General features: G+C 68.8%; 16 protein-coding genes. 6 read left to right on the top strand and 10 right to left on the bottom strand.

The features are described from left to right. Together DPV74_RS28345 and DPV74_RS28340 are read left to right on the top strand one after the other, a co-directional pair. Positions 1–558 (top strand): DUF1176 domain-containing protein (locus DPV74_RS28345; protein WP_119338388.1); only part of this gene is annotated, 558 nt, incomplete at its 5' end. A gap of 61 nt (positions 559–619) precedes the next feature. After that, positions 620–1,942, top strand: coding sequence for a nitrite reductase (locus DPV74_RS28340; protein ID WP_119338387.1), 1,323 nt, complete (start codon positions 620–622; stop codon positions 1,940–1,942). Positions 1,943–1,978: 36 nt separating this feature from the next. Here the strand turns inward: DPV74_RS28340 and DPV74_RS28335 are convergent, their stop codons facing one another. Continuing rightward, positions 1,979–2,647 (bottom strand): O-methyltransferase, encoded by a 669-nt coding sequence (locus tag DPV74_RS28335; RefSeq protein WP_027790913.1) that lies wholly within the window; start codon positions 2,645–2,647, stop codon positions 1,979–1,981. A gap of 132 nt (positions 2,648–2,779) precedes the next feature. Here DPV74_RS28335 and DPV74_RS28330 point away from each other — a divergent pair, with 132 nt between their 5' ends. After that, on the top strand, positions 2,780–4,075 hold the full coding sequence (locus DPV74_RS28330) for an O-acetylhomoserine aminocarboxypropyltransferase/cysteine synthase family protein (protein ID WP_021157380.1): 1,296 nt from the start codon (positions 2,780–2,782) through the stop codon (positions 4,073–4,075). A 182-nt stretch (positions 4,076–4,257) separates the two neighbouring features. Next, positions 4,258–4,983 carry a ZIP family metal transporter gene (locus DPV74_RS28325; RefSeq protein WP_059684648.1) on the top strand — a complete coding sequence of 242 codons (726 nt, stop codon included), beginning with the start codon at positions 4,258–4,260 and terminating at the stop codon, positions 4,981–4,983. Between the two features lie 22 nt (positions 4,984–5,005). Here the strand turns inward: DPV74_RS28325 and DPV74_RS28320 are convergent, their stop codons facing one another. Next, a complete protein-coding gene (locus DPV74_RS28320) occupies positions 5,006–5,509 on the bottom strand; it encodes a hypothetical protein (RefSeq protein WP_027790911.1) in 504 nt (167 codons plus the stop codon). A 61-nt stretch (positions 5,510–5,570) separates the two neighbouring features. Then, positions 5,571–5,876 carry a DUF4148 domain-containing protein gene (locus tag DPV74_RS28315; RefSeq protein ID WP_119338386.1) on the bottom strand — a complete coding sequence of 102 codons (306 nt, stop codon included), beginning with the start codon at positions 5,874–5,876 and terminating at the stop codon, positions 5,571–5,573. Positions 5,877–6,193: 317 nt separating this feature from the next. Between DPV74_RS28315 and DPV74_RS28310 the strand changes: the two genes are divergently transcribed. After that, positions 6,194–7,354 (top strand): porin, encoded by a 1,161-nt coding sequence (locus DPV74_RS28310; protein WP_119338385.1) that lies wholly within the window; start codon positions 6,194–6,196, stop codon positions 7,352–7,354. Between the two features lie 294 nt (positions 7,355–7,648). On the opposite strand, the gene DPV74_RS28305 is transcribed toward DPV74_RS28310, so the two are convergent. Then, positions 7,649–8,014 (bottom strand): hypothetical protein, encoded by a 366-nt coding sequence (locus tag DPV74_RS28305; protein ID WP_240440031.1) that lies wholly within the window; start codon positions 8,012–8,014, stop codon positions 7,649–7,651. Positions 8,015–8,220: 206 nt separating this feature from the next. Here DPV74_RS28305 and DPV74_RS28300 point away from each other — a divergent pair, with 206 nt between their 5' ends. Beyond that, the gene (locus tag DPV74_RS28300; RefSeq protein ID WP_027790907.1) at positions 8,221–8,508 is read left to right on the top strand and encodes a DUF4148 domain-containing protein; all 288 of its coding nucleotides are present in this window, start codon (positions 8,221–8,223) and stop codon (positions 8,506–8,508) included. Positions 8,509–8,587: 79 nt separating this feature from the next. Here DPV74_RS28300 and DPV74_RS28295 read toward each other — a convergent pair whose 3' ends face one another. From DPV74_RS28295 to DPV74_RS28270, 6 genes are all read right to left on the bottom strand, one after another. Beyond that, entirely contained in the window at positions 8,588–10,012 is a 1,425-nt protein-coding gene (locus DPV74_RS28295) for a heavy metal sensor histidine kinase (RefSeq protein WP_119338384.1), read from the bottom strand. Further along, complete coding sequence (gene irlR / locus DPV74_RS28290; protein WP_119338383.1) at positions 10,009–10,692, bottom strand: heavy metal response regulator transcription factor IrlR; 684 nt, start codon at positions 10,690–10,692, stop codon at positions 10,009–10,011. Before irlR ends, DPV74_RS28295 begins: the two co-directional genes overlap by 4 nt. Then, a complete protein-coding gene (locus tag DPV74_RS28285) occupies positions 10,692–13,916 on the bottom strand; it encodes an efflux RND transporter permease subunit (RefSeq protein WP_119338382.1) in 3,225 nt (1,074 codons plus the stop codon). Before DPV74_RS28285 ends, irlR begins: the two co-directional genes overlap by 1 nt. A gap of 161 nt (positions 13,917–14,077) precedes the next feature. Next, complete coding sequence (locus DPV74_RS28280) at positions 14,078–15,550, bottom strand: efflux RND transporter periplasmic adaptor subunit (RefSeq protein WP_119338381.1); 1,473 nt, start codon at positions 15,548–15,550, stop codon at positions 14,078–14,080. A 34-nt stretch (positions 15,551–15,584) separates the two neighbouring features. Further along, positions 15,585–16,907 carry a TolC family protein gene (locus tag DPV74_RS28275; protein ID WP_119338380.1) on the bottom strand — a complete coding sequence of 441 codons (1,323 nt, stop codon included), beginning with the start codon at positions 16,905–16,907 and terminating at the stop codon, positions 15,585–15,587. Between the two features lie 250 nt (positions 16,908–17,157). After that, positions 17,158–18,348: a phosphotransferase enzyme family protein gene (locus tag DPV74_RS28270; RefSeq protein ID WP_119338379.1), complete on the bottom strand. Its 1,191-nt coding sequence runs from the start codon at positions 18,346–18,348 to the stop codon at positions 17,158–17,160. Positions 18,349–18,432 lie beyond the last annotated feature (84 nt).

The raw sequence follows: 18,432 nt of genomic DNA, 5'->3' as shown, positions 1-18,432 counted from the left end.
GCACTGCCGCCCGCCGTCGTGCCGGCGCCGGCCGTCGCGGACCTGCCGGCCGGCGGGCAGCGCCCGCTCGTCGACGCGGTGTTCGCGAAGTTCGGCGACGACATCAAGCAATGCGCAGCCGACGTCGAAGACGAAATGTCGGCCAGCGATCGCCGGAAGGCGTCGCGCGCCGTGGCGATCTCCGCCGACGAGGCGCTCGTCGCGATACCGTGCCAGACCAGCAGCATGTATAACCGCACCGACCTGTGGTATCGCGTGCGAAGGACGGCACCGTTCACGCCGACGGCGATGAATTTCGGCGAGAACGCGAACGCGGGGCTCGACTCGGCGTCGTTCGCGAACGAACTGACGGAGGCCGGCTACGACCGCACCCGCGCGACGCTGTCGAGCAAGGTCAGGCTGCGCAGCGCCGGCGATTGCGGCTCGACCGCGTCGTGGATCTTCGACGGCCGGCGCTTCCTGCTCAGCGACATCGCCACGCACGGCACGTGCAACGGCCTGTTCGACGATCAATGGCCACGCCTGTATCGACGCGCCGATGCGCCAGCAAACCGCTGACGCGTGCATCGCACCGCAACACGCCGGCAGTCACACCCATAACAAACCGAGGGGCCGACCCATGCATCTCCCGTTCATCGACGCGTCGCGCAACGCGATCGCGACGCGGCGCACGCGCGGCTGGCGCGGCGCAATTGCGTTCGCGCTGCTCGCCGTCACCGCGTTCGCCTTTTCGCCAATGAGTGCGGCGAGCACGGCAAGCGCGGCGAGCGCGGCGAGCGCCGACGATACGGTCGAGATCCCGTTCTGGTCGCGCGACTGGGTCGGCACGATCGGCAACCGGCATGTCGAAGTCTCGCTGTCGCGCGTGGCCGGCACGGTATCGGGCTCGTACTGCTACGCGCCCTGCACGTCCGACAAACGCTACCGGCTCGCGCTGAAGGGGACGCTCGACGCGCACGGCGCCACGCTGTCGGAACGCGACAGCGGCGCGAAAACCGACGCCGATCGCGTAACGGGCACGTGGCGCGTGGCATCGCTCGACAATGCAGTGGCCGGCACGTGGGCGTCGCCGGACGGCAAACGCACGCTGCCCGTCTCGCTCGCAACGAAACAGGACGGCAGGCCGTTCCCTTACGAGATTCGCCTCGTCGCGGACAAGCTGCCGGACGACGACGGTTCGTGCAACGACCCGCCGCACGTCGCCGCGATCCGCCTGTACGATCGTGGCCGCCTCGTGCAGACGCTGCAGACCGATTCACGCGGCACCTGCGGCCTGTTCACGCCCGATTTCGCCGACGTGAATTTCGACGGCTGGCCCGACCTGATGCTCGCGCAATCGATGGGCGCGGGCCCGAACATTCCGTACCAGACGTGGATCTTCGACCCGAAGACGCGGCGCTTCGTCGACGCGCCGCAGGGGCTGCAGGGCATCACGTCGCCGGAGTTCGATGCCGTGCACCGGATCATCTGGACGAGCTGGCGCGCGAGCTGCTGCGAGCACGGCGTGACGACCTACCGCTGGCAGGGCAACGACGTGAAGGAGGCCGCCTCCGCCAGCAGCTACCTGCTGCCGGTGCTCGACGGGAACACGCGCCGCTATTGCTACGTCACGCCCGGCTACGGCGACGGCTACATCGAGTTTCCGCAGCGCATCGAGCAGACCGGCACGGGGCTGCGCTCGACGCTGGGCGCGCTGAAAGACTGCGAGGTGGACGCGTCACCGTGGATGGCGCGCGTGTACATCGACATCTGGAAGCCGGGCGCGCCCGGCCACGCGCCGACGCTCGTCCGCACCGAAAAGGTCGCGTGGAAGCGCACGTCGACCCGCGCCGGCATGAAGTTCTGCCCCGACGTGCCGTTCTACGACAACGGCCGCATCCGCCGCATCGTGCTGCGCGACGATCCCGACCAGTGCAACGACAGGAATCCCGACCAGAACTAGTGTGCGGGTCGACCGCACGCGCGTGCCGCCCTCACGTCACGCGCCGACGATCGAGATCGAGAACCCGTCCCAGCCCTTCTGCCCGACCGTCTGCACGGCCGTCGTGGTGACGTGCGGCGCGGCCGCGAGACGCGCGAACCCGTCGCGCACGCCGGCCACGTCGGGCTCGCGATTGTCGGGATCGGCCACCCGCCCGCCGCGCACGACGTTGTCGACGACGATCACCGTGCCGGGCCGCGACAGCTTCAGCGCCGCGTCGAGATAGACCGGGTTGTTGTCCTTGTCGGCATCGATGAAGATGAAATCGAACGGCGCTTCGCCTGCGTCGACGAGCCGCGCGAGGCTGTCCTTCGCGCTGCCGACCACCACCGTCACGACCTCCGCGAACCCGGCACGCGCGATGTTCCGCGTCGCGACCTTCGCATGCTCGGGGTTCAGCTCGAGCGTCACGAGCGTGCCGCCCGGCGGCAATGCGCGCGCGAGCCAGATCGTGCTGTAGCCGCCGAGCGTGCCGACCTCGAGGATCCGCCGCGCGCCGCGAATCGTCGCGAGCAGTTGCAGCAGCTTGCCCTGGTTCGGCGCGACGTTGATCGCGGGCAGCCCGGCCGCGTGGCTCGCCGCCAGCGCGGCGTCGAGCACGTCGTCGGACGGCACGAGCGTCGCGGAGAAATACGCATCCACCTGGTTCCAGTGATCCTGATTCATCGCGCACCCCTTGTTTGCGGAAAGGGCATTCTATGCGCCGCACCGCCATAAGCAACAAACCATTCGTTCTAAGGGCCGCCGCGCACGTGCTCCTATAATCGCTCGACCACCACAACAACAGACGGAGCACCCATGACCGATCAGGCCTCTTCGAACTGGCGCCTCGAAACCATCGCCGTGCACGGCGGTTATCGTCCCGACCCGACCACGCGCGCGGTCGCCGTACCGATCTACCAGACCGTTGCGTACGCATTCGACGACACGCAGCACGGCGCCGACCTGTTCGACCTGAAGGTGCAGGGCAACATCTACACGCGGATCATGAACCCGACGACGGACGTACTCGAGCAGCGTATCGCCGCGCTCGAGGGCGGCATCGGCGCGCTCGCGCTCGCATCGGGACAATCGGCCGTCACGTACGCGATCCAGACGATCGCCGAGGCCGGCGACAACATCGTGTCCGCGAGTTCGCTGTACGGCGGCACCTACAACCTGTTCGCGCATACGCTGCCGCAATACGGGATCACGACGCGCTTCGCCGATCCGCGCGACCCCGCGTCGTTCGAGCCGCTGATCGACGCGCGCACGAAGGCGATCTTCGCGGAATCGGTCGGCAATCCGCTCGGCAACGTCACCGACATCGCCGCGCTCGCGGAAGTCGCGCATCGCCACGGCATCCCGCTGATCGTCGACAACACGGTGCCGTCGCCGTATCTGCTGCGCCCGTTCGAGCACGGCGCGGACATCGTCGTGCATTCGCTGACGAAGTATCTCGGCGGGCACGGCACGAGCCTGGGCGGCGCGATCGTCGATTCGGGCAAGTTCCCGTGGGCCGAGCATGCGGACCGCTTCAAGCGGCTGAACGAGCCCGACGTCAGCTATCACGGCGTCGTCTACACGGAAGCATTCGGGCCGGCCGCCTATATCGGCCGCGCGCGCGTGGTGCCGCTGCGCAACATGGGCGCGGCCATCTCTCCGTTCAATGCCTTCCAGATCCTGCAGGGCATCGAAACGCTGGCGCTGCGCGTCGAACGGATCAGCGACAACGCGCTGAAGATCGCGCAGCATCTCGCGCGTCACGAGCAGGTCGAATGGGTGAACTATGCGGGCCTGCCCGACCACCCCGACCATCCGCTCGTCGCGCGCTACCTGTCGGGCCGTGCGCCGGGCATCCTGACGTTCGGCGTGAAGGGCGGCCGCGACGGCGGCGCGAAGTTCCAGGACGCGCTGAAGCTGTTCACGCGGCTCGTCAACATCGGCGACACGAAATCGCTCGCAACGCACCCGGCATCGACGACGCACCGGCAACTGTCGCCGGCCGAACTCGCGAAGGCCGGCGTGAAGGAAGAAACGGTGCGGCTGTCGATCGGCATCGAACATATCGACGACCTGCTCGCCGATCTCGACCAGGCGCTCGCGCAGGTGTGACCGGCACGGGCGCGCCGGCTTGCCGGTGCGCCCTGCATCGAATGTGTTGACCTTGAAGCGGCTTCAGGGTGTTCAATCCCCGGTTGATGCCGGGGCAACGCCCGGCGTGCATGAACCGTACCCTGCGGCCGGGCAGCCGGACGCCGAGCCCGCTACGGTACGCCAACCGTTCGAGAGGCCTCATGACACCGACCGCGAAGCTTGCGCTACTGACGTTACCGCCCGTGCTGGCGGCCTGTTTCGGCGCACTCGCCGCCGCGTGGCGCGCTCCTGGCCCGACCACGTCGAGCGTCATCCAGCATTTCACCGGCGGCATCGTGTTCGCGGCCGCGGCGCTCGAACTGCTGCCGCAAGATCGCGCGCATGCGCTGTTTCCGGTCGTCGTCGGCTTCGTGCTCGGCATCGCGCTGATGCTCGCGATCCGTGCGCTGTCCGGCGCGATCGAGACGCGCTTCGAGGACGCGCGGCTCCCCGTGAGCCTCGTCATCGTCACCGCGATCGACCTCGTCATCGACGGCCTCGTGCTCGGCATCGCCTTCTCCGCGAGCACCGAAAGCGGCATCATCCTGACCGTCGCGCTGACGCTCGAGGTGCTGTTCCTCGCGCTGTCGGTCAGCGCCGCGCTCGCGGCCGCCGGCATCGGCCGCATGCTGTCGATCGTCGTGCCGGTCGGGCTCGCGGCACTGCTGAGCATCGCGGCCGTTGCCGGCAACGCGGCGTTCGCAGGGCTTCCCGCCAATATCTACGCGGCGCTGCTCGGGCTCGGCACCGTCGCGCTGCTGTACCTCGTCACCGAGGAACTGCTGGTCGAAGCGCACGAGGTACCCGAAACGCCGTTTGCGACGGCCGCGTTCTTCATCGGCTTCATCGTGTTCTTCCTGATCGAAGGATCGGTGAAGGCCGGATAATCCGGGCGCGGCCGCGCACCGGTTACCACGTCGTCGCACCCGTCGGATACGTATCGACGATGCGCGTGCCGTTGACCGGCGTCACGCCTTCGTTGCGCAGCGCGGCCCACAGGTCGATCGCGTGTTCGCGCGACTTGCGGCTGCCGTCGTCGGTCAGCACGTTCAGTGCGATCACCTCGTCGCGGGTCGTCAGTTGCAGTTGCTCCTTCAGCTTGCGTGACTGATGCGACGCGGTGCGGATATCGCCGAGCAGGATCCGCTTCTCCGCAACATCCTGCCCGCCGCCTGCATCGGCCGGCACGAACGTCAGCCGTCCGCTTCCGACCTCGCATTGCCCGCGCGTGAACGTCGCGCTCCACTCGCCGGCCGGCACGGTCGCGAGCTCGCAACGCATCCGCTCGTTCGCGCGGCGGCCGACCTCGTGCGCCGGCGCGTGCGACAGCGCGCGTTCCGGCCAGCCGGCCGCCATCGCAGCCGTCGACATCAGGCACGCCGCGAGCACGATTCCTTTCGCGAAATGGCGCATGGCACTCTCCTCTTCGTGTGGGGTGCGGCCGGCAGGCACCGTGCCGGCCGCGCATGAACGATCAACGAACCGCAAGACGGTTGTCGTACGCATCGACCAGCGGCGCCGTCTCGCCGCGATGTACCGTCGCGCGATGGATTTCCTGGTTGCGCGCGACGGTGGCCGGGCTCGCCGGGTAGTCGTGGTTCGGGCTCAGGATCACGCCGTCGTGGCGGGCACGCACCAGCTCCTGACGGACTTCCTGACGGGTCTTCTGCTGCGCGGCCGCCGCCTGCGAGATGGCCGCAATCGACAAGACGGCAGCGGCGGCGGCGGCGGCGGCGGCGGCGGCGGCGGCGGCGGCGATCATCGGTCGCGGAATGTTCATGTGGCTCGCTCCTTGCTGGAAAGATGTGACAGGAGCCTTCACTTTGATCCGGCGGCGGTGCGCAATCGTGATCGCAGCATGACGGTTTCGTCACTGCCCCGGCCTCTCCTGCATCGCACTCCCAATGAAAACGGGTCGCAAGTTCCCAGGTCGATGACGCGACGATGACATTTTTCTCATTTGTCCCTCACCTTCACGATCCGAACGCTTTCCAGAATCGGCAGCGCGATTGCGACATTCCGCGCCTGCCGCACCAACGCGCGGCGCCGGAATCGACCGATGCACGGATCGATCCTCTTGAACCTCAGGGACACACCATGAAAACTCCAGTTCGGCTCGCGATGATGTCGGGTGCGATGCTCACGGCCGCCCACGCGGCACACGCGTCGGAAGTCACGCTGTACGGCCTGTTCGATACGTCGTTGACCTACGTGTGGAATGCCGACGCGAACGGCAGGAATCTCGTCGGCCTCGGCAACGGCAACCTGCTCGGCAACCGCTTCGGCGTGAAGGGCGCGGAAGATCTCGGCGGCGGGCTGAAAGCGGTCTTCACCCTCGAAAACGGCTTCAACCCGAACACCGGCGCGCTCGGGCAAGGCAACCGGATGTTCGGCCGGCAGGCCTTCGTGGGCCTCGAAAGCGCGCGCTGGGGCACGCTGACGCTCGGCCGCCAGTACGACGCGCTCGCGGATGTCGCGTGGCCGGTCACCGGCGATTTCTACTTCGGCAGCGTCTATGCGACACCCGGCGACGTCGACAACTACGACACGTCGTCGCGCACCGACAACGCGGTGAAATACACGTCGCCGGTGATCAACGGATTCCAGTTCGTCGGCATGTACGCGCTCGGCGGCGTGGCCGGCAAGAGCGGCGCCGGGCAAACCTGGTCGGCCGGCCTGTCGTACAGCAACGGCCCGGTCGACGTGGCCGGCGGCTACTACTACGCGGCCAATCGTTCATCGCTCGCCAACGGCATCCGCACCGGCTGGAACAGCACCTCCGACGGCACGTTCGACGGGTCGCTGGTCAACGGCGGCTACCTCTCCGCGAAATCGATCGGCATCGCGCGCGGCGCGGTGCGCTACAGCTTCGCGCCGTTCGCGGTCGGCATCGACTACAGCAACGCGCAGTACAAGGCCGATGCGATGTCCGCATTTCGGAGCACGCAGAAGTACGACACCGCGCGCGGCTTCTTCAACTACCAGGCGACACCCAGCCTGCTCGTCGGCGTCGGCTACAGCTACACGCGCGCCCGCGGCGATACGGGCGCGACCTATCATCAGGTGTCCGCCGGCGCCGATTACGTGCTGTCGAAGCGCACCGATCTTTACGCGGTCGGCGCATGGCAGCGCGCGAACGGCGAACAGCGCACGCTCGACGGCGGCACGCAAACGGCGCAGGCGTCTATCGGTTCCTACGGTTATGGCGGTACGCGCACGCAGGGCATCGTCAATCTCGGGTTGCGCCACCGGTTCTGATCGCGGCGGCAATACGCGCGCCGCGTGACGAAAATTTCATGTCCCGATCAGGTTCGCGAAGCGTCGCTTCGCTACGATCGGAAACGTGACGGGCAGCGCCCGTTCCAGACCACGCAAGCGGGTCGCTGCCGCACGGCACGTCACGCGTTAGGCCCGGGCTCGTCGAGTGCCGGGCTTCTTTTTTGCTCGTCGTGGATCGACGCCCTGCGTGCTCGGCGACGAACCCGCGACCGACCGCGTGCTATCCCGGACGACTCCCGCAGCATACCCGGCACGCGTGCCGTGCGATCGCGGTCAACGCGTGCCGCTGCGCTGCGGGAACAGGCACACGTGCGTCTTGACGTACAGGTTCGGATTGCCGCAGCGATGCCCGGCATAGTCGATCTGCTCGCCGGGCATGAGGTCGGCCGGCACCGGCTTGCGCGCGGCAGCCGGCGTGGTCGATGTGGTCGATGTGGTCGATGTGGCCGACCCAGCGGGCGTTCGGCCGGAACGCGTCGACGTGCAGCCCGCGAACAACGGGACGATCAGGACTGCGATCAAGGCGAGGCGAATGGCGGGACGAGGCACTTTTCGGTCCGGGGTGAAAGTCGGAAAGGGCCGCCCGCATTCCATGCTGCTGTCGCGGACGGCGCGAATGCCGTCGGCCAGGTCGACCATCGGCAGACTTCATGTTCCGCTTCCCGCTCATCGCGCCCGTGACGCGAACATGACGATTGCATCATGTCGGCCGCAGTCGAACGGCACATCCCGGCATCACGCAATCTGACGCATTTTTCATCTCGCGATCACGATCACGCACGGCTGCTTTCGCATACTGGGTCCACGGTTCGCCACCCGGCGGCCCTGATCAAGGAGAGCACTCAATGAAAACCGCACAACTCGCAGCACTGTTCGTCACCGCCACGCTGTCGCTCGGCATGGCCACGCAGGCCGCATTCGCGCAGACGCAAACGCAGGGCAAGACCCGCACGCAGGTCGTCAATGAACTGAAGCAGGCGCAGCACGACGGCGTCGTGCCGACGAGCAAGACGCAGTACCCGCCGAGCAGCGAGCTCATCGCGCGCAACAAGGAGCTTCACGGGATTTCGGTGCATGGCGGCGAGAAGAAGCCGCAGACCGACAACCACGACGAACTGACCGCGCGGCAATGACGCCCGGCCGCACGATCGCGGGCAGCGCGCCACGCGCGGCCGCCTCATGGCGAACGCGCGGGCGTGCCCGCCCGCGGTGTCAGGCGCCGGCAGCCGCCAGCCGCTTCGGCTCGGCCGGCTGGTGCGGAAAGCGCAGCCAGAACGTCGTGCGCCGGCCCGGGTCGCTGTCGACGCCGCATTCGCCGCCGTGATTGTCCATGATCGACCGGACGATCGCGAGGCCCAGCCCGGTACCCGACGCCGAATTGTGCCGCGACGGATCGACGCGATAGAAGCGCTCGAAAATCCGCCCGACATGCTCGGCGGCAATGCCGGGCCCCGTGTCCGACACGGCAATCGTCGTCGCACCGCCCTGCTCCACGCAGTCGATCGTCACGACGCTGCCGCGCGGCGCGTACCTCAGCGCATTGGACAGCAGGTTGCTCAGCGCGCGCTGGTACAGCGTCAGGTCCGCATCGACCCACGCGTGACCGTCGACCTTCACCTGCACGCCCGCATCTTCCGCGAGCGCCTCGTAGTAGCCGGCCACACGCCCGGCCTCCTCCGCCGCATTCAATCGCCGCACGTCGATCGACGTGCCGGCCTGTTCCGAGCGCGCGAGAAACAGCATGTCCTCGATCATCCGCGAGAGCCGCTGGTATTCGTCGATGCTCGACTCGATCACGTTCCGGTATTCATCCGCGCTGCGCGGCTGCGACAGCACGACCTGTGCGGCCGCCTGCAGGTTCGTGAGCGGCGTGCGCATGTCGTGCGCGAGATTCGACGAGAACTGGCTCAGCCGCGTGAACGATTCGTTCAGCCGCCCGAGCATCCCGTTGAACGCGTGCTCGAGCTCCTTCAGCTCGCCCGCGGTATCGAGTTCCGGCAGCGGATGGGCGAGCCGGCTCGTCGACATCTGCTCGGCGCGCGCCGCGAACCGCCTCAGCGGGCTCAAGCCCAGCGCCGCGATGCCGTACGCGATCGCGGCCGCGAGCACCACGCCGAACACCTCGATCACGACGATCGTATAAGCGTGCGTGCGCAGCAGCAGCACGTCGGCGCTGCGGTCGTACTGCACCGCCACGCGTACCACCGGTGCGCCTGCGCCGGCGAGCGGCACGGTCGTCACGAGATACTGCTGCCGCGCGCCGGGCGGCGCGACGCCGACCGGCACGCGCCCCGCGTCGAGCGTCAGCAGCGGTGCAACCAGGCGGAATCCGGGCGTGCCGACGAGGCGCGTGCCCGCCGCGTCGTAGATCGCGAGATCCATGTTCGGATGGCCGTGCAACTGGTCGATCCAGATATCGACGTTGCGCGTGACGTCCGCCGTCGAGCGCGCTTCGGCCAGATGCGCGCCCAGCGCGGCGGAAATCCCGGCCATCTGCTCGGCGGCCGTCGTTTCGACGCGATTGCCGAGCGCCTCGTAAAGCGCGACACCGCTCGACGCGAGGATCACCGACGTCGACAGGATGATCAGCGCGGTCAGGCGTCCGCGCAGCGTGCGCGGCAGCAGTCGCGCGATCATGCGGCCGCGCCGCCGCGCGCTTCGAGCACGTAGCCCATCCCGCGCACGGTGTGGATCAGCTTCGGGTCGTACGCATCGTCGATCTTCGAGCGCAGGCGCCGGATCGCCGAATCGACGACGTTCGTGTCGCTGTTGAAATTCATGTCCCACACCTGCGACGCGATCGTCGCGCGCGGCAGGATTTCTCCTTCGCGGCGCATCAGCAGCCACAGCAACGCGAATTCCTTCGCGGTCAGCAGGATCGTGTCGCCCTGCCGCGTGGCCTTGCGGCGCGTCAGGTCGAGTTCGAGGTCGGCCACGCGCAGCGTGTTCGTATCGCGCGGCTGGCCGCGCCGCAGGATCGACTTGATGCGCGCGGTCAGCTCGACGAAGTCGAACGGCTTCGCGAGATAGTCGTCGGCGCCGAGCTCGAGCCCCTTCACGCGGTCGCCGACATCGTCGCGCGCGGTCAGGAACAGCACCGGCGTCGACTTGCTGCGCCGCAGGTTCTGCAGCAGCGTCCAGCCGTCCTGCCCGGGCAGCATCACGTCGAGCACGAGCAGGTCGTATTCCTCGGTCTCGGCCTGGTGCTGGCCCGTGACGCCGTCCTCGACCCAGTCGACGACATAACCTGCTTCCGTCAGCCCCTTGCGCAGATATGCGCCCGTCTTCGGTTCATCTTCGACAATCAGAATTCGCATCACGCATTACCCTTGAAGAAACCCAGCCAGCGCAGCACGCCCGACACGAAGCCGCCACCGAAGACGCCCGCCAGCGCGGCACGCCACGACACCGCATGGCTGACGCGGTACAGCACGGGCAGCACCAGCAGCGTCAGCGCCGTGGACGACAGGATACCGCCGATCACGACCGTCGCGAGCGGGCGCTGCACCTCGGCGCCGGTGCCGGTGGCGAACGCCATCGGCAGGAAGCCGAGCGACGCGACGAGCGCCGTCATCAGCACCGGCCGCAGCCGCGTGAGCGCGCCTTCGCGCACGGCGGCCTCGAGCGGCGTCCCGTCGTCGCGCAGGTTGCGGATAAACGAGATCATCACGAGCCCGTTGAGCACGGCCACGCCCGACAGCGCGATGAAGCCGACCGCCGCCGTGATCGACAGCGGAATCCCGCGCAGCCACAGCGACACGACGCCGCCGCTCAACGCGAACGGAATGCCGGTGAACACGAGCAGCCCGTCCTTCACGTTGTTGAACATCACGAACAGCAGCACGAACACCATGAACAGCGCGAGCGGCACGACGAGCTTCAGGCGCTCGCTCGCACTCTGCAGCTGCTCGAACTGCCCGCCCCACGACACCCAGTAGCCGGCCGGCACGCGCACGTCCTGCTGAAGCTGCTCGCGCGCGTCGGCGACGAACGAGCCTACGTCGCGCCCGCGCACGTTCGCGCTGACGACCACCCGCCGTTTGCCGTCCTCGCGGCTGATCTGGTTCGGGCCGGGTGCGACGTCGATCGTCGCGAGCTCCGCGAGCGGCACGTACGGCGCCGCCGCAAGCGGCGCGCTGGCGCCGGCCGCCGGTGCGGGCAATGCGATCGGCAGCCGCTTGATCGCCTCGATGTCCGAGCGCAGCTCGTCGGGCAGCCGCACGACGATGTCGAAGCGGCGGTCGCCCTGGAACAGCGTGCCGGCCTTCTGCCCGCCGACGGCCGCGGCCACCGTATCCTGCAGGTCGGCCACGCTCACGCCGTAGCGCGCGAGCTTGTCGCGGTCGAGATTGACGGTCAGCACGGGCAGCCCCGTGGTCTGCTCGACCTTCACTTCGGACGCGCCCGGCACCTTTTGCAATGCCGCCGCGATCTGCTCGCCGGTCTGGTTCAGCACGGCCATGTCGTCGCCGAAGATCTTCACGGCGACGTCGCTGCGCACGCCCGAGATCAGTTCGTTGAAGCGCAGCTGGATCGGCTGCGAGAACTCGTAGGCGTTGCCCGGCAGCTCGGCGAGCGCTTCCTCGATCTCCCGCACGAGCCGGTCGCGTGGCTTCTTCGGGTCGGGCCACCGGTCGGCGGGCTTCAGCATGATGTAGCCGTCCGACAGGTTCGGCGGCATCGGGTCGGCCGCGATCTCGGCCGTGCCGGTGCGCGCGAACACGCGCTCGATCTCGGGGAAGCGCGCCTTCAGCGTCTTCTCGATCGACTTCTGCATCTCGACCGACTGCGACAGGCTCGTGCCGGGAATCCGCAGCGCGGCGACCGCCAGGTCGCCTTCGTTCAGGCTCGGGATGAACTCGCTGCCGAGCCGCGTCGCAAGCCCGAGCGTGACGAGCACGATCGCGCCCGCGCCGAGCATCACGCGCACCGGTCGCGTCATGAATGCCGCGAGGACCGGCTCGTATGCGCGCCGCGCCCAGCCCATCAGCCGGTTCTCCTTCTCCTCGACGCGCTCGCCGATGAACAGCGCGACGGCCGCCGGAATGAACGTGACGGTCAGCACCATCGCGGCTGCGAGCGCCATCACGACGGTGATGGCCATCGGATGGAACATCTTGCCTTCGACACCCGTCAGCGCAAAGATCGGCAGGTACACGACCATGATGATCAGTTGCCCGAAGATCAGCGCGCGCCGCGCTTCCTGCGACGCGCCGAACACTTCCGCGAAGCGCTCGTCGCGCGTGAGCGGCCGGCCGGCGGCAGCCTGCGCATGCGCGAGCCGCCGTACGCAGTTCTCGACGATCACCACCGCGCCGTCGACGATGATCCCGAAGTCGAGCGCACCGAGGCTCATCAGGTTCGCGCTCACCTTCGCGTTGACCATTCCGGTGAAGGTCATCAGCATCGACAGCGGGATCACGAGCGCGGTGATCAGCGCCGCGCGCATGTTGCCGAGGAACAGGAACAGCACGGCGATCACGAGGATCGCGCCTTCGAGCAGGTTCTTCTTCACCGTCGCGACGGCCTTCTCGACGAGCACCGTGCGGTCGTACACGGGAATCGCCTTCACGCCGGACGGCAGCGTGCGGTTCACGTCCGCCATCTTCGCGGCGACGGCCTTCGCGACCGTGCGGCTGTTCTCGCCCATCAGCATGAAGACCGTGCCGAGCACGACTTCCTCGCCGTTCGACGTCGCGGCGCCGGTGCGCAGTTCGCGGCCGATGTCGACGACGCCGACGTCCTTCATCCGCACCGGCACGCCGCCGACGTTGGTCAGCACGATGTTCGCGATGTCGTCGACCGTGCGCGCCTGGCCCGGCACGCGCACGAGATACTGCTCGCCGCGCTTCTCGATGTAGCCGGCGCCGACGTTGTCGTTGTTGCGTTCGAGCGCGCGCACGACGTCGGCGAGCGTCAGCCCGTACGACATCAGCTTCGCCGGGTTCGGCGCGACACGGTATTCCTTCACGTAGCCGCCGATCGAGTTGACCTCGGTCACGCCGCGCACGTTCCGGAGCTGCGGCCGCACGACCCAGTCCTGCAGTTCGCGCAGGTCGGCCGCCGTATAACGCGTGCCGTCGGGCTTGCGCGCGGCGGCATCGGCCTCGACGGTCCACAGGTAGATCTCGCCGAGGCCCGTCGACGTCGGCCCCATCGCGGGCGCGATGCCGGGCGGCAGCTTGTCCTTCGCTTCCTGGATGCGCTCGTTGACGAGCTGCCGCGCGAAGTAGATGTCGGTGCCGTCCTTGAAGATCACGGTGACCTGCGACAGCCCGTAGCGCGAGATCGAGCGCGTCTGCTCGAGGCCCGGCAGCCCGGCCATCACGGTCTCGACCGGATAGGTGATGCGCTGCTCGGCCTCGAGCGGCGAATAGCCGGGCGCGGCCGTGTTGATCTGGACCTGCACGTTGGTGATGTCGGGCACCGCGTCGATCGGCAGCTTCTGGTAGCTGAACACGCCCAGTGCGGCCACGGCCGCGATCGCCAGCATCACGAGCCAGCGGTGCGCAATCGCAAAGCGGATCAGGCGTTCAAACATGGCGGGGTTCCTTGAAGCGGGGCACGGTCACCCTCGACGGACGGGCCGCCCGGCCGGCCACCCGGCGGGCCGGGAATCTGGCCGGGAATCTGGCCGCGAACCGGGCCGCAGACTGGGCCGCAAACCGGGCCGTGATTAGCACGACGGCGCACACGTGACGCTCATTCATGTTCCGCGCTCCCCTTGCCGAGTTCGGCCTTCAGCACGAAGCTGTTCGACGCCGCGTACTCCTGGCCCGGCTTCAGCCCCTTCAGCACTTCGGTCGCACGTTCGTCGCGCCGCCCTGTCTCGACGGCCTGCGCGACGAAGCCCTTCGGCGAACGCACGAAAACGGACGGTGCGCCGTCGACGTCCTGCAGCGCGTCGCTCGCGACCGCGAGCGGCACGCCCTGCCTGCCCGCGTCGACCGACACGTTCACGAACATCCCGGGCCGCCACACGCCGTCCGGGTTCGGCAACACGACGCGCGCGGGCGCGGTGCGCGTCTGTTCGCCGAGCAGCGAACCCACGTACGCGATCGGGCCGCTCGAACGCGATTCGAACGCCGTCGCGACGACCGTCGCGTCGCGTCCCACCCGCACGTCGTTGAGCCGCTGCGCCGGCACGGCCATCTCGGCCCATACCGTCGACAGGTCGGAGATCACGAACATGCTGGCATCGGCGGCGATCGCTTCGCCGGGCGTCGCATGCTTCTCGACGATCGTGCCCGCGAACGGCGCACGCAGTTCGTAGCGGTTCAGCGCGCCCGCACCGGCGGGTGCATTCAGCGCGGCGAGCTTCTGCCGTGCGTTCTGCACGGCGATCTCGGCTTCGCGCAACTGCACCTGCGCCTGCTGGTAGTCCTGCTCGGCCGAAATGCGCTCCTGCCACAGCGTGCGTTCGCGCTCGTAGGTCGCGCGTGCGCCCGACAACCGGCGTTCGGCCGTCAGCAGCTCGCTGCGCCGGTCGGCAAGATCGGTGCTCGCGATCACGGCCAGCACCTGCCCCTTCGCGACGTTCTGCCCGAGCGACACCGACACCTGCTCGACGATGCCGGCCACGCGCGGCACCACGTGCGCGGTGCGATCCTCGTTGAACTTGATCTCGCCAGGGAGCTGGAACGGTGTCGCGATCTGCGCGGGGCCGGCCTTCGCGAGTGCGATCTTCGAGGTCGCCAGCTGCGCGTCGGTCAACACGATCGCGCCGTCGGCGCGTGCGAACGGGAACGAGGCGGCGTCATTGCCCGCCTTCACGTCGATCGTCGCATCGAACACGTGCGGCTTGGCGATCGACTGCGCGGACACGAACTTCTGGCCGGCCGCGTCGAAACGCAACGGCTCGTGCGTGCGGTCGTAGCGGACCAGCGTGCCGGACACGGTGACGCCCTTGCCGGCCGGTTTGCCGTCGACGAACGGATAGACGACGAGGCGCGCGTCGCCGGGCTTTTCCGTCATCACGATTTCGACGGACAGCTTGCCGCGCCTGAGCACGACACCGCCGCGCTCGCCGGCGGCTTCGGCGGATGAAGCGGCTTCGGGCGCCGCCGACGCGGAGGTGGCGCCGCCGCCGTTGCGCGTGACGCCGAGTGCGCCGAGGACGATCCCGGCGCTGCCGAGCACGACCGCCGCGATGATCAGGATTCTGCTGCGTGACATGATGATCCTTCAGGTAATGGAGGCGTCTGTGGCGCTATTGCGTGACAGGTGCGAACGGTGCAAGCGGCGTACCGACGAGCCGGCCGATATCGGCACGCGCGGCATGGGCGTCGGCGAGCGCGCGCACGTATTGCGACTGGCCCTGGAACAGCGTGCGCTGCGCGTCGAGCACGTCGAGGAAGCTGAACTTCCCGAGTTCGTAGCCGCGCGACATCGCATCGAGCGCGACGCGCGCGGCCGGCAGGATGTCGTCCTTCAGCCGCTGCGCTTCCTGCGCGGCGGCTTCGAAATTCGCGTAGGCCTGCGTGAGCTCCAGCCGCAGGCGCGTGCGTTCGCGATCGAGATCGGCGTTCGCCCGCGCGGCCTTGTGCGTCGCCTCGAGCAGCGCGCCCTTGTTCGTGTTGAACAGCGGAATCGGGATCGACACGCCGACCACGGCCTGGTTGTCGGGCACGCCGCCCGTGGTCACGCGCTTCACGCCCGCGCTGATCGTCACGTCCGGAATGCGCCGCGCGCGTTCGAGCGATACGGCCGCGTTCGAGCGCAGCATCTCGGCGCGCGCGATCCGCGCGAGCGGCGCGTCGTCGAGTCGCGCGGTGAGCGCGGGCAGCGACTCGACCGGCGGCACGGCTTCGAGGTCGCCGAGCACCGCCAGCCGGCCGTCGCGCGCCTCGCCCATCACCGCGTTCAGCTTCTCGCGCGCGACCTCGACGCGGCCGCGCGCCGTCACGACTTCGATCTGCACGCCGGCCGCCGCCACGTGCGCCTTGGTCGCCTCGACCGGCGACACCTTGCCGGCCTGTGCACGGCGGCTCGCGAGATCCGCTGAGCGCGCGGCGATCGCGGCCGATTCCTCGGTGACCTGAAGCTGGCGCTGCGCGGCGAGCAGCCCGTAGAACGCGGCGATCACGTCGGCGCGCACGACGGCGCCCTGTTCGTCGAGAGACGCATTGGCCGCTTCCCTGCCGTACGACGCGACGTCGAGCCGCGCGCCGCGCTTGCCGCCGAGTTCGATCGTCTGGTTGATCAGCGCGGTCGACGTGCGTTCGGCGCGACGGAAGCCTTCCTGCAGGAACGACACTTCCGGATTGGGGCGCGCACCGGCCTGCATCAGCGCGCCGGCCGACGCATCGACGTCCGCGCGTGCGCCGCGCAGCGCCGGATTGTTCCGGGCCGCGGCCGCGAGCGCATCGGCAAGCGTCAACGAGGTGGAAGGGCGTGCGTCGGGTGGCGGTGCGCCGATCGGCGCGGCGCTGCCGGAGGCAGCCGGAGCCGGCCCCGGCGACAGCGACGGCTGCGCATGAGCCGCCGCGGCCATCGCGAAGACGACGGCCGCGGCGAGGTTGAGCTTGAGCATGTTCGGTTCTGCGGTAAGGGTTCGCGACCGATGCTACGGTCCGGCCGCAGTGCGAACATGAGGCGAAGATGATATTTCCGTCATCTTGGGCGTGGCCGCGCGCAAGCGTGCGGTGCCCTGCGGGAATGGCATCCCGCGTGAACGATCAGGAAGATTGGGTGAACGTGCAGCGCGACGGCTGCGAGGAAAACTGCGGAGGGTCGGAGGATCGGGGGATCGGCGCGCGTGCGCCGAAACCCCGGCACGCGAATCAGGCGGTCCCTTGCTTCGCGCGCCGGCGCTGCACGAGCCAGTCGAGCAACTGCCGCCCGTCGCGTTCGCCGAACCACCGCGCGTGCCCGATCAGATACCCGTCGTATGCGATATCGACAATGGCCGGCGCATCGATGATGCAGCCGAAATACGCCACTTCCGACAGCGCGAACTCCGTATGCACGATTGGCAGCATCGCGACCAGCGCCGCATAGGCTTCGTCGCCCAGCGGTTCGAGTGACTCATACCCGTCGAGCAGCGCGTCGATCTGTGCGTACTCGACGCGGCGCGCCTCGGCCGGCGCCATCCAGTCGACCGTATTGCGCTCGATCGCGAGCGCGAGGTCCATGACGGCGCACGTGCGATCCGACAGCCCGAAATCGAGCACCGTCCGCACCTGCGCGCCGGGCCCCGCCTCGGTCCACAGCAGGTTCGACGCGTGCCAGTCGCCGTGCGTCCACAGCGGCGGCAGCGCGGGCAGCAGCGGCACGAGGCGCGCGTGATACGGGCCGATCGCGTCGGCCACGTCGCCGCGCCAGTCGCGCGCGCCGAGTGCGCGCACGAGCAGCGGCTGCGCCTCGACCCAGCGTTCGAGCGCGCCCGCCAGATCGTCGGACGACAGCACGCGGAAGCTCGACAGCAGCGTGCGCACGGGCCGCGCCGGCGCATCGTAGCCGGCCGACGCGCGATGCAGCTCGGCCAGCGCGCGACCGGCCGCGTAAGCGTGCGACGCATGCGTGAACGGCTGCCACGACATCACGCCGCGATACGGGTCGACGCCGGGCGCGAGCACATGCACTTCGTAGGTCCAGTCGCCGGACGCGAATGCGGTCGCACCGTTGCGATCCGCGAGCACGTCGACCACCGGCATGCCGCGTTCGCGCAGGTGCGCGATGAAGCGATGCTCTTCCTCGAGCCCCGCGACATCGCGCAGGCTCGCGTGATGACGCTTGACGAACAGCCCGCGCCCGTCCGCCATCCGCACGAGCACGGCCGCCGCGAACTGTCGCGGGCTGTGCCACGTGAGCCGCTCGGGCTCGCCGGCGCCGTCGATGCGCGCGAGCACCGCCGCCACCTCGTCGTGCGTCATCAGCGGCCAGTCGCGTTCGGCCTGCTCGCCGTCGACACCGAATTGCGGCGGCGCGACGTCACGCGGCAGGGCTCCGTCCGGCTCGAGTGGGAATGACATGAACGACGTTGCTCCGTAGTTGAATCGGCGCGTGAATCAGCGCGCGCCGCCGCCCGTTGCCAGCGCACCGCCGGCCGCCGCGCG

This window comes from Burkholderia sp. HAN2018, assembly GCF_024704855.1.
GTDB lineage: Bacteria > Pseudomonadota > Gammaproteobacteria > Burkholderiales > Burkholderiaceae > Burkholderia > Burkholderia cepacia.
Note: the sequence above shows the minus strand (reverse complement) of the source record. Positions and strands in the feature narration are given on the sequence as shown.